Source organism: Bacteroides sp. ET225, assembly GCF_024733745.1.
Taxonomy (GTDB): domain Bacteria; phylum Bacteroidota; class Bacteroidia; order Bacteroidales; family Bacteroidaceae; genus Phocaeicola; species Phocaeicola excrementipullorum.
Window position 1 is genome coordinate 51,793 of the sequence record NZ_JANRHN010000018.1, and the last position, 19,507, is coordinate 71,299.

The 19,507-nt window shown below is 39.4% G+C and carries 22 protein-coding genes; all 22 read right to left on the bottom strand.

Translation table 11 applies throughout. The features are described 5' to 3' along the window. Positions 1–60: 60 nt before the first annotated feature. Positions 61–741: a dTMP kinase gene (gene tmk, locus NW212_RS09185; protein ID WP_258338349.1), complete on the bottom strand. Its 681-nt coding sequence runs from the start codon at positions 739–741 to the stop codon at positions 61–63. 122 nt (positions 742–863) lie between these two features. After that, positions 864–1,961: a GDP-L-fucose synthase gene (locus tag NW212_RS09190; RefSeq protein WP_258338350.1), complete on the bottom strand. Its 1,098-nt coding sequence runs from the start codon at positions 1,959–1,961 to the stop codon at positions 864–866. Positions 1,962–2,082: 121 nt separating this feature from the next. Then, complete coding sequence (gene gmd / locus NW212_RS09195) at positions 2,083–3,174, bottom strand: GDP-mannose 4,6-dehydratase (protein WP_258338351.1); 1,092 nt, start codon at positions 3,172–3,174, stop codon at positions 2,083–2,085. Positions 3,175–3,273: 99 nt separating this feature from the next. Beyond that, positions 3,274–4,005, bottom strand: coding sequence for a WecB/TagA/CpsF family glycosyltransferase (locus NW212_RS09200; RefSeq protein ID WP_258338352.1), 732 nt, complete (start codon positions 4,003–4,005; stop codon positions 3,274–3,276). Between the two features lie 16 nt (positions 4,006–4,021). Next, positions 4,022–4,354, bottom strand: a complete 333-nt coding sequence (locus NW212_RS09205) for a cupin domain-containing protein (protein WP_258338353.1) — start codon at positions 4,352–4,354, stop codon at positions 4,022–4,024. Positions 4,355–4,360: 6 nt separating this feature from the next. Further along, positions 4,361–5,002, bottom strand: a complete 642-nt coding sequence (locus NW212_RS09210) for a DUF3226 domain-containing protein (RefSeq protein ID WP_258338354.1) — start codon at positions 5,000–5,002, stop codon at positions 4,361–4,363. After that, positions 4,999–6,054 carry an ATP/GTP-binding protein gene (locus NW212_RS09215; RefSeq protein ID WP_258338355.1) on the bottom strand — a complete coding sequence of 352 codons (1,056 nt, stop codon included), beginning with the start codon at positions 6,052–6,054 and terminating at the stop codon, positions 4,999–5,001. Before NW212_RS09215 ends, NW212_RS09210 begins: the two co-directional genes overlap by 4 nt. 133 nt (positions 6,055–6,187) lie before the next feature. Next, on the bottom strand, positions 6,188–6,430 hold the full coding sequence (locus NW212_RS09220) for a hypothetical protein (RefSeq protein ID WP_258338356.1): 243 nt from the start codon (positions 6,428–6,430) through the stop codon (positions 6,188–6,190). Beyond that, complete coding sequence (locus tag NW212_RS09225) at positions 6,414–6,641, bottom strand: hypothetical protein (RefSeq protein WP_258338357.1); 228 nt, start codon at positions 6,639–6,641, stop codon at positions 6,414–6,416. The genes NW212_RS09220 and NW212_RS09225 overlap by 17 nt, the downstream gene beginning before the upstream one ends. Before the next feature lie 8 nt (positions 6,642–6,649). Further along, a complete protein-coding gene (locus NW212_RS09230) occupies positions 6,650–6,952 on the bottom strand; it encodes a hypothetical protein (protein ID WP_258338358.1) in 303 nt (100 codons plus the stop codon). 447 nt (positions 6,953–7,399) lie between these two features. Next, the gene (locus NW212_RS09235; protein WP_258338359.1) at positions 7,400–8,347 is read right to left on the bottom strand and encodes a hypothetical protein; all 948 of its coding nucleotides are present in this window, start codon (positions 8,345–8,347) and stop codon (positions 7,400–7,402) included. 9 nt (positions 8,348–8,356) lie between these two features. Then, positions 8,357–8,941, bottom strand: a complete 585-nt coding sequence (locus NW212_RS09240; protein WP_258338360.1) for a hypothetical protein — start codon at positions 8,939–8,941, stop codon at positions 8,357–8,359. A 143-nt stretch (positions 8,942–9,084) separates the two neighbouring features. Further along, entirely contained in the window at positions 9,085–9,231 is a 147-nt protein-coding gene (locus NW212_RS09245; RefSeq protein ID WP_309148247.1) for a hypothetical protein, read from the bottom strand. Continuing rightward, positions 9,228–10,289, bottom strand: a complete 1,062-nt coding sequence (locus tag NW212_RS09250; RefSeq protein WP_258338361.1) for a glycosyltransferase family 4 protein — start codon at positions 10,287–10,289, stop codon at positions 9,228–9,230. Before NW212_RS09250 ends, NW212_RS09245 begins: the two co-directional genes overlap by 4 nt. 85 nt (positions 10,290–10,374) lie before the next feature. Continuing rightward, complete coding sequence (locus NW212_RS09255) at positions 10,375–11,553, bottom strand: polysaccharide pyruvyl transferase family protein (protein WP_258338362.1); 1,179 nt, start codon at positions 11,551–11,553, stop codon at positions 10,375–10,377. Positions 11,554–11,566: 13 nt separating this feature from the next. Then, positions 11,567–12,832 carry a Coenzyme F420 hydrogenase/dehydrogenase, beta subunit C-terminal domain gene (locus NW212_RS09260; protein WP_258338363.1) on the bottom strand — a complete coding sequence of 422 codons (1,266 nt, stop codon included), beginning with the start codon at positions 12,830–12,832 and terminating at the stop codon, positions 11,567–11,569. Next, entirely contained in the window at positions 12,829–13,851 is a 1,023-nt protein-coding gene (locus NW212_RS09265) for a glycosyltransferase family 2 protein (protein ID WP_258338364.1), read from the bottom strand. Before NW212_RS09265 ends, NW212_RS09260 begins: the two co-directional genes overlap by 4 nt. Then, a complete protein-coding gene (locus NW212_RS09270; protein WP_258338365.1) occupies positions 13,799–15,091 on the bottom strand; it encodes a hypothetical protein in 1,293 nt (430 codons plus the stop codon). Before NW212_RS09270 ends, NW212_RS09265 begins: the two co-directional genes overlap by 53 nt. A gap of 13 nt (positions 15,092–15,104) precedes the next feature. Beyond that, the gene (locus tag NW212_RS09275; RefSeq protein WP_258338366.1) at positions 15,105–15,827 is read right to left on the bottom strand and encodes a glycosyltransferase family 32 protein; all 723 of its coding nucleotides are present in this window, start codon (positions 15,825–15,827) and stop codon (positions 15,105–15,107) included. Between the two features lie 20 nt (positions 15,828–15,847). Beyond that, entirely contained in the window at positions 15,848–16,768 is a 921-nt protein-coding gene (locus NW212_RS09280; protein WP_258338367.1) for a glycosyltransferase, read from the bottom strand. A gap of 5 nt (positions 16,769–16,773) precedes the next feature. Then, entirely contained in the window at positions 16,774–18,294 is a 1,521-nt protein-coding gene (locus NW212_RS09285; RefSeq protein ID WP_258338368.1) for a lipopolysaccharide biosynthesis protein, read from the bottom strand. A 3-nt stretch (positions 18,295–18,297) separates the two neighbouring features. Further along, entirely contained in the window at positions 18,298–19,188 is an 891-nt protein-coding gene (locus NW212_RS09290) for a polysaccharide pyruvyl transferase family protein (RefSeq protein ID WP_375337978.1), read from the bottom strand. Positions 19,189–19,507 lie beyond the last annotated feature (319 nt).

The window sequence follows — 19,507 nt, forward strand, 5'->3', positions numbered from 1 at the left end:
TTTCAACCCTGTGACAAAAAGCTTGTACAGGGAAGCCTGTGGTAAATACGTTTTTTAAAATTACAGGTTCAGAATCTCGCGGATTCGGAGTTGTATTTCATCAATGGAAGACAGGTTGCCTTCCTCATCCGTACAGCTCACTGCGCTGAAGTCCTTTTCTTCAGCCAGCAGCTTGCGGTACATCTCCAGTACATTTCTTTGAAAAGCCAGCGAACTTTCGTGTATGTCCTTCCGGCCGTTCAGATAGTCCCGGTCACTCCCCTCACGTTCCGATGTCAGCGAGCGTTCGATAAAGCTGAAAGGCATGTCAAGAAGAAGTGTGCGGTCGGGGCGAGGCAGGGCGTTGTGTCCGAATTCATATGCCAGAATCCAGTCCTTCAGTTCCCTTTTCTTCTCCTCCGCCTTCAGTTTGGCGCACTGGAAAGCCACATTCGAATATACATACCGGTCGGCCAGCACGCAGTATCCTTTGTCCAGCCATTCCCGGATGATGCCTATATGTTCCAGGCGGTCGTTGGCGAAAAGCAGCGCCACCAGTTTGGGGTGCACCTCTTCCAGCGAGCCGAACTCCCCTCTGAGAAATTCAGCCGTCAGATTTCCGTATACGCCCTGGTTGAGCATCGGAAAGTGGATGAAGCGGTGCGCCGTTCCGTCCGCCTCCAGCTTTTGCTGAAGCAGACGCACCTGTGTGGACTTTCCGCATCCGTCCAGTCCTTCTATGACAATAAATTTACCTTTCATTCTTTCGGATATGTTAGCAGATGAAGAGAGGGTGTCAAAGCAGCGGATGGCCGTCAAAAAGCAAGGTCATTCTTTTTTTGGCACCGCCTCTCCGTTTGTTCGCTTCACGCAGCGGCCTGCCGTCACGCGGTCTGGTGGTTGATGCAAATCCCCTTCAGGTACCATTCGTACAGGCGGTGGATACCCTCGTCGATTTCAATCTTGTGGTGCCATCCCAGGTTGTGCAGCTTCGTCACGTCGGTCAGCTTCCGCATGGTTCCGTCCGGTTTCGAAGCGTCCCAGCGCAGTTCGCCCTTGAAGTTGATTTCCTTCATGATCTTCTCTGCCACTTCCTTGATCGACAGCTCCTTGCCCGTGCCCACGTTGATGTGGCAGTTGCGGATTTCCTTGTCGCCTTCCTTGTAGGTATCCTTGAAGTCCACGTTCAGCAGCACGTGTACGCTTGCGTCAGCCATTTCTTCGCTCCACAGGAACTCGCGCAGCGGCTTTCCGGTTCCCCACAGGGTCACGGCTTCCGGCGTGATTCCGTATTTGGCCAGCTTGTCCAGAATTTCCTGTTCCGAGTTGCTTCCGTTTACGCCTTCCACCGGACGCAGGTTGATGTCCTTGCGCACAGCCTCCCAGTCGCCTTCGTTCAGGCACTTGGCCAGGTGGATCTTGCGTATCATTGCCGGCAGCACGTGGCTGTTTTCCAGATGGAAATTGTCGTTCGGCCCGTACAGGTTTGTCGGCATTACGGCGATGTAGTTTGTGCCGTACTGCAGGTTGAAGCTTTCGCACATCTTCAGTCCCGCTATTTTTGCGATTGCGTACGGCTCGTTCGTATATTCCAGCGGCGAAGTGAGCAGCACTTCCTCCTTCATCGGCTGCGGAGCCTCGCGCGGATAGATGCACGTGCTTCCCAGAAAGAGCAGCTTCTTCACTCCGTGGCGGAAGCTTTCTCCTATCACGTTCTGCTGGATCTGCAGGTTCTGATAGATGAAGTCTGCCCGGTATTGCAGGTTTGCCATGATGCCTCCCACATGCGCTGCGGCCAGCACCACCGCTTCCGGCTGTTCTTCATCGAAGAATTTCTTCACGGCAACCGGGTCCAGCAGGTCCAGTTCCTTGTGCGACCGTCCTACCAGATTCGTATATCCCCGTTGCTGCAGGTTGTTCCAGATGGCAGATCCCACCAGTCCGTGGTGTCCCGCCACAAATATTTTTGTAGATTTATCCATTGATTTAAGTTTTTAAGTTTTTGAGTTTGTGAGTTGACAAGTTGACGAGGTTTTGGTTAGCTTCTTTACCTTCTCCAACTCCTTTAACTTCTCTAACTTCTCTAACTCCTTTAAAAAAAACTTACTTCACGATTCCCTTCTCCAGGTATTCGGCCAGGTTGGTGCGCACTTTCTCGCTTGCACGTTCTATGGCCACTTTTGCCATGTCGGCGTCCACCATGATCTTCACCAGTTCTTCAAAGCTTGTCTTTCCCGGATCCCATCCCAGTTCGGCTTTCGCCTTGGTCGGGTCACCCCAGAGGTTCACCACGTCTGTCGGGCGGTAGAAGTCTTCCGACACTTCCACAAGCACCTTGCCCGTAGCCTTGTCGTATCCCTTTTCTTCCAGTCCTTCGCCCTTGAACTCCAGTTCGATGCCTGCATGTTTGAATGCCAGGTAGCAGAACTCGCGTACCGAATGCTGCACGCCCGTAGCGATTACGAAATCTTCCGGAGTGTCATGCTGCAGAATCAGCCACATGCATTCCACGTAATCCTTTGCGTATCCCCAGTCACGCAGCGACGAGAGGTTGCCCAGATAAAGCTTGTCCTGCTTTCCCTGCGCGATGCGTGCGGCAGCCAGCGTGATCTTTCTTGTCACGAAGGTTTCCCCGCGGCGTTCCGACTCGTGGTTGAACAGGATACCCGAGCAGCAGAACATGTTGTACGCCTCGCGGTATTCTTTCACAATCCAGTAGCCGTACAGTTTAGCCACAGCATACGGGCTGTACGGATGGAACGGTGTGTTTTCGTTCTGCGGAACTTCTTCCACCTTGCCGTAAAGCTCCGATGTGGAAGCCTGGTAGATGCGGCATGAATCTGTCAGTCCGCACTGGCGCACAGCCTCCAGCACACGCAGCACGCCTGTAGCGTCTACGTCGGCTGTAAATTCCGGCGAGTCGAAGCTCACCTGCACGTGGCTTTGTGCTGCCAGGTTGTAGATTTCCGTCGGTTTCACTTTGTTTACTACCTGGATAATGCTCATCGAATCCCCCAGGTCCGCATAGTGCAGATGAAAATGCGGAGTGCCTTCCAGATGAGCGATGCGTTCACGATAGTCTACCGAAGAACGGCGGATTGTACCGTGCACTTCATATCCTTTCCCCAACAAAAATTCAGCCAGGAACGAACCGTCCTGTCCGGTGATTCCGGTGATCAATGCAACTTTTCTCATGTGTAAATTAGTTATGTAAAAAACTTGAAATCCAAATTTTGTGCAAATATATTGATTTTAGCCCAATCAATGTATATAATCAATGTTTTTTTAGGCCGTTTATAGCCTTTTCATCATCAGCTTCCCCACATTCCACAGAAACAGCGTGTTTCCGATGATGTATCGTTTCCACATCCGTTTCGGCTCTTTCAGCAGCCGGTACAGCCATTCCAGGCTGTGTTTCTGCCACCATTCCGGCGCCCTTTCCACCGTGCCGGCGAAGAAGTCGAACACGGCTCCGATGGTTCCCGTATGGCAGCGGATTTTCAGCTCGTCCCAGTGCGTGTAGGTCCATTTCTCCTGCTTCGGTGCCGTCATGCCTATCCACAGCAGGTCCGGATCCGCCCTGTTTATGGCCTCGATGATGGCGCGGTTGTCCTCTTCGCTGAATTCCGGCTTGTAGGGTGGGGAATAGGTTTCCACCGTAATGTTCGGATACACCGCTTTTGTCCGTTCCTTTATCAGTCCCAGCACCTTTTCGCTGCTGCCCATGAAGAAACATTTTCCCCCCTTCCTGTTCAGCCGCTCCATCTCCATGACAAACAAGTCCCATCCGGCGATGCGTTCTTTCGGCTGGCTTTTCGCTTTCAGCCACCTGCATGCCATCACGATGCTTGCCCCGTCCGGAATCAGTGCATCTCCCCGTTGCAGCGCTTCCGCGAAAAGCTTGTCCTTCAGAGCTGTGTTATACGAATGCGCGTTGATCGTGTTTATCAGCTTCTTCCCTTCCGGGATAGCCTCCAGCTCTCTTTTCGATTCGATAAGTCGTAACTCATTCAGTTTGATGTCCATGTTTTATGATGTTAGATTACATTTCCGTTGCGATTCCTATAGTCATCACTTCCACTTCCGATACAGCCTCCAGCGTATGGAACGTTCCTTTTCTGATCTGCACGAAATCCCCCTCGTGACAGGCTGTCCGTTCCCCGTCGATTGTCAGTGCCGCTTCCCCGTGCAGGAAGAAAAAATACTCCTCCATTGTCGCATGGCTGTGTCCGTTTGCCGTTTCCCCCGCGTGCAGTGTTGTCACTGCAATCTGCGTTACAGCCGTTTCCGTTTCGCCGGCCGACAGCAGCACCCGCTTTTCGCCTACCCCGTGCGAAGTGAGCCGGGGAAGTATGTCTTTCAGATGTTTGAGCATAATCCGCTAAACTTGTATATCTTGATTTATAGAAGAAAGATTCTTCTTTAAGAAATCAATAAGATTAGATAATGCTTGAGCTTTTAAATTCCAGTGATTTTCGTTCTTGTAATCTCTTTTTGCCTCTTTTATCATTTCTTTCTCCGATCTGGATGGACCCAACAGTGCTTCCAGATAGGCATAGATTCGAGTCTTCTTGGCAGGAAGCGTCAAAGTGCCTTTCCATGGCAGGCTGACGCCTTTTAATGACTCCTCGTATTTATTCCAACATTCCATGACAGGCTGGTTTACGGGATTGATGGTTTGCATCAGCAAATCTTCCAATTCTCCGCTGTTGGCATTGTCCGGAAGCAGAAAAAGCTCAAAATCTACTTTGCTTCGTCTTTTCCAGTCCAGCAGTTCGGTCCTGCGTCTTTCACAATTGCTGTCAGCATCGAATATTACGAGATTGATTCCTCCGTCATCCGTTGTCCGCAGCATTTCATTGATGAACGTTTGTTCCTTGTTGGTGGCGGTCAAGTTTGTATAGCCGTCAGTCTTTATTATATTGTCAGAAGGTATATTTTGAGAGAAAACGGATTCTAAAAGTTGTTCGATGAACCGCTTGTCTGCAATCCCTTCCACGAAAATCCGGTATGTATCTTTCATCTTCTGATTTCAATTTCGTTGTCAATGGCTTCTTTCAGTTCGTCATATCCATAGCTATAGACCTGAAATCCTTTGTTTTTTGTTTTCGCTACATTGTATACATGTGTCAGTTTCCGCAAACTATCTTCTTCCTGCATGGCATTTTTGAGCCCCATCAGGCAATCCAGATTATGTGTTGTAACGAACAGTTGTATGTCGTGCGTCAAAATGAACTTCAATATAGTTCTCCACATCAATTTGTGGGCGCTGTAATGCATTCCATTGTCTATTTCGTCAATGAATACGATATCATAGTCTTCGCAGGCAATAGTTGATATGATGTTTATCATCCGTCTTACTCCATCTCCTCCCATACTTATCGGCAGCAGCTCTTTCACATCTTTGATTTTCAAGTATAATCCATCAGGCAATGCCTCTATTGATTCGATTGAAGGGTCAAAATCATGCAGAGCATTGGTTACAAAATGCTTTCGGTTGTGTTTTACCAATGTGGAAAAATTGGCCGTGGCATTAGCGTCGTTTTTGTCGACAGGAATGAACAGCGCATTTAAAAGCTCTCTATATCCATTGTCCGTTTCCTGCCGGGTATTTCCGTCGTTTGCGACAACTATTTTTGAATGATATGTAAAACCTTTTCCATTTTCCTCTTGACCGAATTCAAAATTCAGTTGGCTGATTATGGCCTGGTTCGCTGAATTGCTGGATGACATGTCCGTTTCATTGCGTGATGTAACGGGAGCAAATGTTATTTTTCTTGTTTTCCCGTCTGTCATGAATCCTTTTAAGAGAGGTTTGTTGCTGAAGTCCACATTATGAAACAGATACCTGGAACTGTCTATGCTGTTATTAAGCAATGCCGTTCTGAGATAATTTATGCGATTGGATATAAAAGGATTCGACATGCCGCTCAACATAAATGCGGCTTCCAGTATGGATGTCTTTCCCACATTGTTTGCTCCTACAAAAACATTGATTCTTTGGAGCTGCTTGATGATGAGCGAATCAAATCCTCTGAAGTTTGTAATTGTTATTTCTTTGAAGTGGCTGTTCATGTCTTTGAATATTGTTGCGTAAGACAAAAGTAATCAAATATATGGAGTTTTCAATGTGTCAGGTTGTAAAAAAGCGATTGGAATCTTCAGATGCCGTTTTTTGTTTGAGTGGATGTCGGAGCGGGATTGGCAGCTATCTTCTTTTCCATTTCTCATCAGAAATGACATATTTCTTTTTTATTCTGGCTTTTGCTGTACGGTATTTTTTTACCGTTGGAGGCGTTTCTGAAAGCCGGCTTTGTTCTTGCGAAAAACATGCGGAACTGAATATGTTCTCTTGCGGCTTATCGCCCGACAGCAGCACCCGCTTTTCGCCCACCCCGTGCGAAGTGAGTTGCGGCAGTATGTCTTTCAGATGTTTAAGCATAAATGTCATGACTGTTTGAGAGTGTCAGCATCTTATCGTACGCAGTTGTGGGCGGAAGATAAGCTTCTGATTTTTCCGGTTGTTTTTCCCTGACAGGCTGTCTCCCGTTTCGTATGGAAAATGTACAGTAAAGCAGCAGACCCGTCAGCACACCGATGATGATTGTGGTAGCCATTCTGTTCGTGTTCCGTGTAATCAGCTGCAACATATAAGGCAGCATTCCTCTCCTTATTCTTTGCTTCTTACGGTAGTTACCAGACTTCTTCTCACCGCCTTGGCGCATGACTTCAGTACGTCTTGTTTCTTTATATTGTTTCTTCTGATGTAGTCAGCCGTATCTTCAGGCAGAATGACCGTTCTTTCATGAGGAGCTAGATACACTTCACCTATGCGTGGAACTCTTGCACGCACAACACGTCTGTATTTGTTTGTCGTGAACGATACCCCTCTCGTTTTGTTGATCAGTGCGCTTACGGGGACAATGTTCACATAAACGGGCTCTTCCTTTTGCTTGATCGAAATGTTAAGCATGATTACGGTAAATTGATAGGTTTCCAAAATTAATAAAAAAGACGAAATCCTCTATCTTCTTCTGCCTTTTCCTTTATTTGATTAAAAAACATTAACGAAGAATGCAGCCTTTGCTTCTTCCGGATTGTCCGTGCAGTCTTGCCCTTCATTTTCTTTCGTCAGCTCTTCTTTTTCCGGCGTTTTGTATTATGTATTTGTTCACCACAGAGGCACGCTTTTAATTCCCTCTGTGCAGCTCTGTGACCTTTGTGGTAAGGCAGACTACTCAAATAAGTTGTGCCGGTGCAGTGCTTGCAGTCTGTGACCCTGTTTTGGTCACCAGGGCCTGAGCACCTCCCCTCCAGTCATAGTTCTCCGCTTTGAAGGTCTGGGCGAAGACCCGCGCCAGGCAGCGCAGCACGCAGGCGGCAGCGGCGATGAGCAGGTTGCCGTTATGCGCAATGTAGTCTAATCGGGGATATTTATTTTTTCACAGAAAGATTTTATTTGTTCTTTCAGCCTGTGTTCCTGTCCCGCTATTTCTGTCTGGCTGGCTTCAACTTCTTTTTGTGCCTTTCTATAAATGCTTCGATAACAGATATATGGCATGAAAAAAGGCAGCAGAAACCCGTTTAGTATGATGAGACTGAAAATTGATATCTTGAACAGATGTGACTGATAAGGAAGCGGTTCTAAATCCGTCAGAGATGCAAGGCCGAACAACAGGATACAAATGATGATTGATATGCCGAAAATCGAAGCGAAATCTCTCAATGCAGACATATAGCCCATATTCTGTTTTGTGTTGTTTTCCCCATCCGTACCCTCGGATTTCTTGTCTTTCTGTGTGTGAAAGTAAAAAACAACTATGAACCTTCTCCAAACCCATATCCAGTAAAAAAATGAAATGGCAATGAAAGCAACCAAGGTGGAGCATAAAAAATCATTGCATTTTATCTGAGGCATTCTTAAAAGTTCGTCAAAGATAAAGATCAGCACGCATAGCCCAAACGTATAGAGAGGTGCTATGACCTGTTCCTTAGCTTTCTCGATTCTTTCAAATTGTGTATCACCTTTTGTTTCCAAGGGCACTCCATACTTGAACTGCAGTTCTTGTTGGACCCTTGCGATTTCTGTCAGCAGTTTGGTTCCTTCCTGTTTTTTATTAAAGTCACTTCGCGGGTCGTTTACGTAGAACATCAGCAGCTTGTATTCTGCTGTTTTCATAATGTTCCCGAAACGGATATGCGTGCGCAATTTGTTGATTTCTTCCTCAAAGTCAGTTCTCACTGTTTCCAGTATCTTGTAAATGAAGTTATTGTCGTTATGGAATATACATAAGACAGCCAATGTGGCCAGTGTTCCTAAAAAAGTCTGGCTGTTTCCCAGCAGCTCAAAAATGTCTTCCCCATCCATATTTCCCCTTTAGTTGAAAGTTGTGTTTTTGGCTAGTTTAAGAAGAATCTGAAAATTCTTTTCACATGCATCTGAATAAGTGCGGTTGTGGAAGGTGCAGATGGCATTATGAAGCATTTTATCTACTTCAAAGCGCGTGATGCCGGAATCCGTATAGCAGAAATGGTTGATGTCTGCCTTAAAGGAGAAAGTTTCATCAAGCTTATAGAATGAAATGATGTTCTCCTTTAGTTTGCTGATAAACAAATCCTTGCATATCATGTCATCAAAGATTTCATCTGAATAGCTTTCAAAGACAACCGTTAGTTTAGAATCCGGTTTGTCAAAAAAGTCTTTCAGGCTCTTAATCATGGCATCCTTCACTTTTCCGGCATCTTCTTCTCCGCTGTCTTTTCCTATATGGTCGTAAAACCTTTCTCTTAAGACAGAAAGTTCACCGCAATACATATTGACCTGCTTTGCGTTGTCAAACATGAAACGCATAACAGTAGCATTGTGAGAGCGGTCGTTATTGAAATAGTAAGTTTCTTCCGTTCTTTTAAAAGCTGCTTCCAAATTGTGATAATATGCAGTTAATTCTTTAAAAGTTGCCATATTAATTGGGTGTTAACTTTATAGTTTTGCAAAAATAGAAAAAAACTTCAATAAAAGAAATGTTTAGTCGGTTTTATTGTTTATGGCTGGTTCATTTATGTCATTTATATCAGCGTTTATAAACATATCAACTGATATTATGGTCAGTAGGGCTTGAACACCGCTCGCCAGTCGTAGTCCTCCGCCTTGAAAGTCTGGGCGAAGATTCTTGCCAGACAGCGCAGCACGTAGGCGGCTGCGATGATGATAACCAGCATGATGAGCAGGTTGAGAGGGAAGAGGTGGTTCATCTTGTCAGTGAAGAACTTAATGTTTTATATATATGCCCGATTTGTTGGTTTATTGTTTCAATATTGAATGTTGTTTGAGCCAATTGGACCGACTCTTGCGCTATGCTGTTCCTCAAGGTAATATTGGTGATCAGTCTTTCCATTTGAAGGGCCAATGCTTTGGTATCCCCAGGATTAAACAAAAGCACGTTTTTACCGTCTATGGCGATGTCCGGTATGCCACCTACGGGAGTTGTGATGACAGGAAGGCCGTATGCCCATGCATCCAAAACAGCCATGGGAAATCCTTCCGCATAGCTGGGCAGACAGAAAATGGTGGCTTCTTTGAAAGCCTTGTCCTTAGCGTCACCGTTTATCCAGCCTAGGAAAACGGTTTGTTTTTCTAGGCCTAGTTCTTTTGCCAGATTCTTTCCTTGTTCTATTTCTCCGTTTCCTGCAAAAACAATCTCCCAGTCTGGATATTTTTTTGCTATTGTAGCGAAAGCCTTGATCATGTCTGCATATCCTTTGCGGGCATTTACAGTACCGGCATATAGAATTTGGTTTTTTTTAGGATATTGTTTATTTGTCACTTCTGTAGTGCATGGATTATAAACCACTGTCACTTTGTTTCCTAAATGAAAGACGTCATTCACATATTGTTTCCATAAATTTGAAAGAACAATAACTACATCTGCTTTGTTGAACAGATATTTGTAGATGTTTTGATGTTTGCTTCTGATGGTTGTATCAGGAGAAAAGGCATGAAAGTGAACAATGATTCTTTTGTTCCATACTTTTGCCCACCATACGAACAGACATTTTCGTATGGCTGATGGAGGTTCGCTTGTATGAATGTGTACAATGTCGTAGAAAGGAAGGAGTGCAAGATAGACAATAAAGCCTTTTATCAGGTACCATAATTTAGAAACGGCACCTTTGTCTATATGGGTTTCAATCCATTTGCAGTGGAATTCTTTCCATTGTTTGCCTTTCTGGTGGGCTTTTACGACAGAGGTAATGCCTCCGCGGGTATTTCGTGAAGTGGTAACGACTAAAATCTTGGAGTTGTACTTCATAAATGAGCCAATAATATTCTTATTGTGAATCGATTCAAATTGTAAAAATATAACTGTGGTTTAAATATAAAAATATTTGTCAATATCATTCTTTGTTTGAAAGCTCAAGAGATTTTCTGAAAAAGTCTAAGGATTCTTTTCTGTAAGTGATAAGTTTTTTGTCTATTATATTATAATCTATTTCATTCTTAATGTCTAAGATGTTGCCAGAGAATTTTCTGTCTTGTAATCCAAAAATAGAGAAGAGATTATCTATTCTTGAATGAGTTGAATTTTTTTTAGTTGGCTTTACTCGGTAAAAAGTACAGAATTTCTTGTGCATAAGAATACTAAACACAGACCCATGAAAGGAGTCCGTGCAAACATATTCTGCATTCATTAGTAATTTTACAAAATCGTAAGGATTAATATTATAGGGGGCAAAATCACCAAATGTGTTATCAACTGGGACATATTCGTCCATATGACGCATTGTAACAATTTTTAATCCCGTGTTTTGCGCTAGTTTATTTGCTTCGTTGCGAATGTCAGTGCGAGTACCGAGGAAATAGCAGAAAATATATTTTTCTTTTGGTAACATGAATGTCGAATGATTTGCAAATTCTGTCCATTCTTCTTTATTTAGCAGCATAGATGGGTCAGCAACGACTTGAGCTTTTTTGTTTGAGATAGATTCTACTATTTCTTTTCCTTTTTGTTCTCTAACGCTAATCATATTTAATCGTTCAAGGTATTTTTTTGTTCCTTTTTTTTGGATTGACGGAATTTTGGAAACACCATAACTGGCAGCATATGAGAATTTAGGAATGCTATCGTCGACAAAGGTTAAATTCCAATAGTTACTATAAAAGCCAAAAGGTCTCCATGTTTGGTCACTTCCAACAAAGACAGCATCATATTCCTTACTTCCTTCACAAAGATTCTTATAGCCAATATATGTCTTAAAGAATGGAACAAATTCTTTTTCTTTGAACTTTCGGGCTTCCTTTCTTCTGATTGTCTGATTGGCAAGATATGAAGGGTGCATAAAGCAATTAAGTTTAAATTTTAATCTATTATTAATTAGTTCAAGTCCACCGCTTAGTATTAAGCCTGGTGCTATTTTTATCCAATCAAAGATGTTGCGTTGTTTTTGATATTTAATGAAAGTAAAATCATATCCAAGTGTTTGTACAACTTTCATGGTTGCATAAGCCTGTAATGAGGAACCATAATTGGTGTGTTCAAGATCTGAAACAATTACACCACCTATTTTCTTTTTCATAATAGTTATTTTTTTATTTGTCAGCAGCTTTTCCTTTAAAAACTTTAATCAAAAACCATAGTGGTTTATTATTGCCTATTATCTGTTGAATATTAGTATGAAGAAAAGATATGAATTGCTTGAATTTATTCCCTCCTATTGGTAAATAATCATAAACAGGGGTCTTTATACCTATAATTTTATAAAATCTAATGAATGCAGAATTTCGATATTTTTTTATAGGGGCCATAACTTGTCCTTTGTTTAGGACCTCAATGGGTATCTCGTCTAGACGAATGGTATTATCAGCTTTAGCTTCGTATAGCCAGTTTAAAAACTTGGAATTTCTTACTATTAGAGAGTTTATTCCAATAGTATCACTAATGTATGGATCTATATGTATATCGCCAAAACTTATATCTGCCAATTCTCCATAGTGATCGATACACATGATACAACGGTGTGGAACAAAGAATGAGCGCAATGGTTGGTAGTAACTTTGGAATCGTTCTTCATATTCTATTCCATCTCCTTTTGCGACTAGATTTCCCAAACAACCATTGTCACGATAGGCAAAATAGGTAAGTTTTGAAGGATTTATTTTTCGTGTATTGAATACATGTTCTGTGAGATAGAAATTGCGTCCGGATGAACAGAAGATAGCGAAATAGCCTGTAATCTTATCCCGAAATTTTTTATCCATTTTTTCGTATTTGCAGAATCCTTGGATATGGCATGGCAGGCCTACAATCACATAACGTGATCCTTTTGCGTTTTTTATATCTTGAATGGTATGGTTTAAAGTTACTGGCGCATATTTTGAACTTTTGCCTGCCAATATTTCTTCTCGCGTTGTAGCTATATATGACCGTACCATCAACGGAGCTTCTTTGTCGAATGCTGTAACAACGGCTCCGTCTATTTTGTCATGTTCTAACAGCCATATCAGAAACTGACTAACCATACCTCCAGAAGCGGAGTGGTATCTTATCTCATGTTCATTACTATAACCGGTAAAACATTTTAAATATAAGCCTACAAATTTGTCGCTTTTAATATTGGAATCAGTGAAGTTTTCTCTAGCAATTTTGCGTAATTCTATTCCAATACCGGGGCAGGAGTCATAACAGCGGTGACAACCTTTGTCATTTTTGCAAAGATTGTCATCTATAATTGGGCGAAAGTTTCCTTTGTGCACTATTGTTGTAATGGCCTGTGAAGGACACGCTCCTTCACAAATTCCGCATCCAGTGCATAGGTCGTGACGGATTGTGTATTTAATATTAGGTATATGTTTCATCTTTTTATTTTATATAAAAGGAGAAAGAATAAACTTATGTGATGTTTCATACAAAAAATATAGATGTTATTGGCCAGACCATACTTATGACTGACGGGATCATGATAAAATTCAGAAAGTTGAGAATCTTTTGTTTGTTTGATTATTAGTTTGATTTTTTTTGTAAGAGGAAGTTTGCTGATTGCGATATGTTTCAAAATAATTTTAAATATTCGTAATTGTTGGGAGAAGTAGTGGTTCTTATAAATTTTATAATCGAAATTATTTTCACAATATTTTTTTACTTCTGTGAGCAAATTCATCAGTCTTTGATATTTCTCTTTGGAAAAATTTTGAGATATAGAATTGGGATTAATTCTGTAATTATATAATATATCTGAAACAATTCCAATGCTATCAACGTGTGGTAGAAAATATAATAAGAATACTAAATCTTCCGATGCTACAATCCGTTCACTAGGATAACGAACATTGCTTCTTATAAAAAGATTTCGACGGAATAAAGCCATGCATGAACTCATATTATAATTGTAACTTGACGGATTCTCATAATCTTTTCCTATGACATTCATTAAAAAACTATTTATTTCTGGCCGACCTTTAAAATAGTGTTCTGATACATATGGGGTATTAATAATTTTCCCCTCATCTTCAGATATTCTTCTATATTGGAAACAGCACATATCGAGATTGTTAATTTTGCATTTGTTGTAAACAATCTCATATGTATTTGGATCCACAAAATCATCCGCATCGCAAAATGTAATATATTCACCGGTTGCTATTTCAATACCACTATTCCTAGCCATTCCTAGACCTGCATTTTTTTTATGTATGACTTTTATCCTAGAGTCTTTGAGAGCATATTCATCACATATTTCAGGACATTTATCGGGTGACTCATCATCTACAAGAATAATCTCAATCTCCTTTAGTGTTTGGTTCAATAAAGAGTGGACGCATTTGTTAAGAAATCTTTCTACATTGTAAATTGGTACGATTATTGATACTTTTATCATAGTTGATTATTTTTGTTGAGAACGATAATGTAATGATGCATACAGACCAAAAGAAACACATTAAATAGAAGTTAAAATAAGCAGTGTCATTGTACCAGAGCATAAGAATAGATACACAGACTGCTAATATTCCTGCAGTTGACCAATATTTTTGAAATAATGAACAGGCTTTTTTATGGAAAGAATAGAATTTAATGAGTATCATTAAATAAATTAGGCAGAATAAGACAAATCCAATCCATCCTAGTTCTGTTAATATATAGGATGTTGAAAAGTTAAAATAGGTTGTCCATTTCCATTTCGTATAAAAAGGTGTTTGAAAATAAGAAGATTGTGTTCCGTTTCCTAACCCGTAACCAAATAATTTGCTTTTGGAATCTGTTAAAAATATTTCGTTGGTCATTCCTATAGCCGTTGATCTGTTGAATCCTTCTTGAAAACCATAAGCATGAGTTGTTTCTTCTTCTAAGAATTCAGGATCAAACACCATGTTTACATAAGCTTCGTCATAATAAAATGACATGAAAAATTGTAAGGTAGGGACAAGTAGAAAGAAAGCCACTATAAACACAACAAGATGTGATATGCTGAATTTGCGAAGCAAAACATAGCTTCCATATATGATTAAGGGAGAAACGAAGTAAGCAAATTTCAGTTCTGCCCATATTGCTATAATCAAAATACATCCTATTCGAATGAAATAGTGGGTGATTGAGAGTCTTCTCTGAAAAAAATCTCCGGAAAAAATGATTAAAGATATAAATAGCATAAGAAGTAATAATCCATTTCCTCTAAAAGTTCCCCCCATGAAATCCTGTGTTTGTCCTTGAAGAAATTGGAATATGCAAAATAACATGTTGATATTGAACCATTGGTATATAAATCGTTTGTATTTTAAGACATCTCGAATTTGAAAGCTACGAGATATGATAATGAAAAGTAAAACATATCTCAATAACATTCTAACTCCCCATAAGAAGGTGGGTATAGGTACAAAATTAATCAGTCCTCCTATGATGGAAAAAGCAAAGAAAATTCCGACAAGATAACAAATGGATTTGCCCCAAATTTTAGATGTTGGCTTATAGTTTAGCCCTTTGGGATGCCAGAAATAGAGAAAAAATACTAGAAAGTCTGGAATGAAACCTATCAATTCGTTTTGAATGATATATCTTCCTATAAGTCCATTATAAGTTATCCAATAAAGAATAAACCAGAGAATTCTTTTATACTGCTTCATTTGTTTTTTTGACTTATCCGATGCCTAATAATCTTTTGATTTTCTTGCTATAATATCCTTTTTTCATTTTTAGCTTGTCAGTCCATGACATCCACGTAGCTGAATAATGATGGATAGTATATGTCTTATCGGTTATTTCCAGCTTGTTTGACATAAATTCGATAGGGCAGAAATATTCCCAAGGGTAAATCATAATTCCGCCACAATCGTATGGTTGGTTTGATTGCGGTTTTAGCCCATATTTTTTTAAAACATTGGTGGTAATGGGAACAATAGGGATTTGTTCTATATGTCCGTCAGGAAATACATAATGTGTATTTTCGTAGAATGACATAATTTCTTTTATAATAGGATTAAAAGGTTCTACTGCAAATCCTAATCCTAAAGCAACCATATCGTCAGCGTGAGGCGTATTTTTATGTTTCTCTATTGCCATCCATGGTCCACGTTTTATAATGTCATCCATATTTTTTATGACTTCTACATCCGTATCAAAATAAACACCTCCATTTTCATAAAGTACTTTTAGACGTGCATAATCACTTACATAAGCGAATTTTTTCACGTCGTAGGCTTCTTTGCTGAATGGGATGCAGTTTACATCATAGTTGGACTCATCCCATTTCTTTATTTCATAATTTGGAAGATATTTCTTCCAGCTTTCAATATACTGTTGATATTCTTTAGGTATTGGCTTCATTCCAAACCAACAGTAGTGTATTATTTTAGGTATCATATCATTTGCTTATTTAATCATCAATAATGCATTAATTTGTGTGCTATTTTATAAAACCCTATGGAAATTAGAAAAAATCCAAGTTTCCATCTTAAACTTTGTATTTGTTCGATTTGATTTTTATATTTTTTAATCCCCTCTTTAATTTCGTTTTTGGTTAGAATCTTATATATAAGTGCTTCTGTAAATATTCCAAATGAAACTTTTTCTATAATTTGAGTCTTGTCTGGTAGTCTAAGCAGTTCTGCCAGTTTGTTTCTAAATTTTATTCGCGTTTCATAAGTTTTGCGAGTAAAATTATGGGTGATTGATGATTCATTCATGCAGTAGTGATAAAGGGCTTTAGGCAAGTAAACTATTTTTAACCCGTTATTTTGCAAAATCTGAATCATAATCAACAAGTCTTCACAATGGTTTATACCAGAAAAGAATTTTGCATTATGCTTTTTATACAAGTTCGTTCGGATTAATTTATTCCATAGGACGCCCAATAATTTGTTGTTGAAAAAATCCATTTGGATTTCATCGGGCTGTAATGAGCTTGGTTGTTGTTTGGATAAACTTTGGTCTTTATTGTTATTGACGTAATAATCGGCTATAACAATATCTGCATGTTCTGCTTTGGCTTTATTATAAAGTTCTTCTAGCATTGTTGGTTCAACCCAATCATCTGCGTCTACGTGAATTGAATATTCTCCTTTGGCGATATCTATACCGGCTTTTCTTGCCATAGCTACTCCTTCATTGAGTTTATGTATAGCAGTAATCCGTTTGTCTTTTGCCACGTATTCATCGCAAATTTTAGGAGAGGTGTCAGTGCTGCCATCATCAATGAGTAATAGTTCCCAATCTTGCAGCGTTTGGGAAATGATGCTGTCGATTGTCTTATGCAGTGTTGTTTCTGCATTGTATACAGGGGTTATGATAGAAACTTTGGTCATAAGTCTTATTTGATTCTTATTAGTGATTTAATTTTATTATTTACCATTGTTCTAGTATTCTTATCTAGAGCTAAACAGTATAGGATTGTAATAGTGCAAATAACAGAAATAGAGCAGACTGTAAGAAACCTTTCTATCCCGTATGGCATTTTTGACTGAATGTAAACAGGTATGATACTAGCTATTAATAGTAGTAATAAATTTTTCAAAAAAACAGATAGAAAATATTTCCTTGCAGGAAACTTTGTGTATTTTTTAAGGATATATAAATTGGAAAGGAATGCGAGAAAAAGGGGTAATGCCCCCACCATGTAAGCTGTTGGAGGAGTCCCTCCTAATTTTAGAACAATATAAGTTAGTGGCAAGTCTAATAAATACATTGGAGTTGTGATACAGGTCAACTGTTTTATATAACCGGATGCAACAACACCTTGGTCAAGCATGTTGTTTGAGTAGCTAAGCAAGCAAATGATCATTGTTATTTTAATGAAAATAGGGGTGTAAGAAGGTACTGTATCTAACCAAAGATTTAAGACGAAGTCGATTTCTAATATGACCGGTGTTACAATAATTGACAGTAAAAATAGGGAGTATTTTGAAACTGTAAAGATTAATTGATGAAATTCGGGTATATTTCCAGCTCCGTATAGTTTGATTAATTGAGGCTGAGAAGCTGTAATAAATCCATCGACAAATTGTCTTATGGTGTAGGTTACAGTATTGGCCAATCCTCTTGCTGCATTTATTGTTGTACCGAAAAATAAATTGAGTATTACAGATATACCATTACCATTTAGTACGGCACTGAAATGCCCTAATGTAGACCAACCGGAAAATTGAGCCATTTCTTTGAATATTTCTTTATTTATTTTCAGAGAAAATTTGCATTCTTCAAAGTGTTTGATACAATAAATTCTATATAGGCAGATAACAATGAAGTTCACTATCAAGATTAATAGTCCATAAATTATTAGTTTATCCCCTGGAATTGTGACTAATAAATAGACTGTAATCACTTTTGCGATAGCATCAAAAATACTAATAAATGCATAAATGTTAAATCTTTCATGTGCCGTAACAGCAGCTGTAAAAGGAGTTTGGGTTATATTTAGAAAGACGCTGATCATCGAGAACTGGAAGATCCAATTTGCCGCGCTCATTCTTTCAGGAGGGATATTTAATTTATAATTGAGAAACCATAGACCAATTGTTTCTATGAATACTGTTACTATACAGGCGATTGTTAGATGGATAACAAATGCGGTTGAGAATGTTTCTTTAATAACATTCTTATCCCCTTTTCCTAAATTTAGAGCTAAAAATCGCCTAGTGCCTGTCTGTAAGATACTGTTGAGAACGGTAAACATTGAAATAAAGCCTCCTACAATGTTGTAAATACCGTAATCCGAAACACCAAGCTTATCCAATACAATGCGTGTAGTCATAAAACTTATACACATTGTAATGAACATACGGACATATAAGAATCCTGTGTTTTTTATAATTCGCTTCTTGTTAGAATCCATTTGTTACAATGATGATATGTTTAGTTTGAATGGAGAATTGTTTATAAGAGGTTTTAGATCAATTTGTCCTTTTGTGTAATTGGATTTAGTGGCAAGAATCTCATTTATGCCTGTGTTTTCTTTAATAATGAACGGCTTTTCTCTATCATGTCCGATTGACATGAAAAAGTCATGAAATTTAAAATGTCCGCCCAACAATTTTCCGTATAACTCAATCCATAAATTTGGAACTTCGTAAGTTTCGGCTATAATAATACCATGCAAAGATGAAGAAGCGATATATTCGCAACTGCATATCTGGTCAATTACTTCTAACCAGTTTTTATAATTTTCCATTTTGATAATTAGCACATCTTTCTGTCTTTCTAAATTATGTATGGCTGGATGGGATTGATCATCATAATGGGGGATTATTCCTAATTTATATTTTTTCTGCATATTAGGCTTATAGTAGTATCTTACAAGCATGGCTGGGTCGCCATAAACGGGTGGACAGTCTATTCCCTTAGCCAGTAAGTACTGTCGAGATAGAGGGCCACGGACTGCTAAAACTTTTTTAGGAATTGCAGGCAGTTGTTGATGTGGATCTATAACTCCTGCTCCCCAAATGACAGTACGTGAATTTGTCAGCATGGTGATAGTAGAGCCTATTACAAGATAATTATTTTTTTTCCAATAGTATGATAATGAGGATGCATACAAATAGGATATTTTCTTCTTTGTCAAAGCTTTTAAAAGAAAATAGTTTATGTCATCTCCCCAATTTCGATGCACGACTTTTCCCCAAGAATAAAATAAGCAAGCGTTTATTACTATTGGAGAATAAAATAGATCAATATATAGATTCTTCAACTTTGTTATTTGCTTGTTGAATGATGAATAGTGGTAAAGCATTATCTTCGTATTATTTTATGTTTTAATATGGATAAAAAACATCTGATTTTAATTCCAAAAGTGATTTTGTCCTTTAGATATGGATATATTTCGATGTAGAAATGGTTCTTTTTGATTTTTGCATTCTTATATAGATTGGCCATATATCGTTTTATATTGGCTTTGTAGTATTGAGTGTCGAATACAGATGAAAAGTTGTCAATATTACCAACAGCATCGATTTCCAATAAAGTCCTTTCACATTTAAAACAGGTATTGTCGTTTTTTACGTCATTAACGCATACATTTAAGTATTTATAGGCAGGGGGATATGAATTTA

Excerpts from the sequence above, each read along its gene's own strand:
- tmk (WP_258338349.1), bottom strand. The coding sequence starts at position 741 with ATGAAAGGTAAATTTATTGTCATAGAAGGACTGGACGGATGCGGAAAG.
- NW212_RS09190 (WP_258338350.1), bottom strand. The coding sequence starts at position 1,961 with ATGGATAAATCTACAAAAATATTTGTGGCGGGACACCACGGACTGGTG.
- gmd (WP_258338351.1), bottom strand. The coding sequence starts at position 3,174 with ATGAGAAAAGTTGCATTGATCACCGGAATCACCGGACAGGACGGTTCG.
- NW212_RS09200 (WP_258338352.1), bottom strand. The coding sequence starts at position 4,005 with ATGGACATCAAACTGAATGAGTTACGACTTATCGAATCGAAAAGAGAG.
- NW212_RS09205 (WP_258338353.1), bottom strand. The coding sequence starts at position 4,354 with ATGCTCAAACATCTGAAAGACATACTTCCCCGGCTCACTTCGCACGGG.
- NW212_RS09210 (WP_258338354.1), bottom strand. The coding sequence starts at position 5,002 with ATGAAAGATACATACCGGATTTTCGTGGAAGGGATTGCAGACAAGCGG.
- NW212_RS09215 (WP_258338355.1), bottom strand. The coding sequence starts at position 6,054 with ATGAACAGCCACTTCAAAGAAATAACAATTACAAACTTCAGAGGATTT.
- NW212_RS09220 (WP_258338356.1), bottom strand. The coding sequence starts at position 6,430 with ATGACATTTATGCTTAAACATCTGAAAGACATACTGCCGCAACTCACT.
- NW212_RS09225 (WP_258338357.1), bottom strand. The coding sequence starts at position 6,641 with ATGCTGCCTTATATGTTGCAGCTGATTACACGGAACACGAACAGAATG.
- NW212_RS09230 (WP_258338358.1), bottom strand. The coding sequence starts at position 6,952 with ATGCTTAACATTTCGATCAAGCAAAAGGAAGAGCCCGTTTATGTGAAC.
- NW212_RS09235 (WP_258338359.1), bottom strand. The coding sequence starts at position 8,347 with ATGGATGGGGAAGACATTTTTGAGCTGCTGGGAAACAGCCAGACTTTT.
- NW212_RS09240 (WP_258338360.1), bottom strand. The coding sequence starts at position 8,941 with ATGGCAACTTTTAAAGAATTAACTGCATATTATCACAATTTGGAAGCA.
- NW212_RS09245 (WP_309148247.1), bottom strand. The coding sequence starts at position 9,231 with ATGAACCACCTCTTCCCTCTCAACCTGCTCATCATGCTGGTTATCATC.
- NW212_RS09250 (WP_258338361.1), bottom strand. The coding sequence starts at position 10,289 with ATGAAGTACAACTCCAAGATTTTAGTCGTTACCACTTCACGAAATACC.
- NW212_RS09255 (WP_258338362.1), bottom strand. The coding sequence starts at position 11,553 with ATGAAAAAGAAAATAGGTGGTGTAATTGTTTCAGATCTTGAACACACC.
- NW212_RS09260 (WP_258338363.1), bottom strand. The coding sequence starts at position 12,832 with ATGAAACATATACCTAATATTAAATACACAATCCGTCACGACCTATGC.
- NW212_RS09265 (WP_258338364.1), bottom strand. The coding sequence starts at position 13,851 with ATGATAAAAGTATCAATAATCGTACCAATTTACAATGTAGAAAGATTT.
- NW212_RS09270 (WP_258338365.1), bottom strand. The coding sequence starts at position 15,091 with ATGAAGCAGTATAAAAGAATTCTCTGGTTTATTCTTTATTGGATAACT.
- NW212_RS09275 (WP_258338366.1), bottom strand. The coding sequence starts at position 15,827 with ATGATACCTAAAATAATACACTACTGTTGGTTTGGAATGAAGCCAATA.
- NW212_RS09280 (WP_258338367.1), bottom strand. The coding sequence starts at position 16,768 with ATGACCAAAGTTTCTATCATAACCCCTGTATACAATGCAGAAACAACA.
- NW212_RS09285 (WP_258338368.1), bottom strand. The coding sequence starts at position 18,294 with ATGGATTCTAACAAGAAGCGAATTATAAAAAACACAGGATTCTTATAT.
- NW212_RS09290 (WP_375337978.1), bottom strand. The coding sequence starts at position 19,188 with ATGCTTTACCACTATTCATCATTCAACAAGCAAATAACAAAGTTGAAG.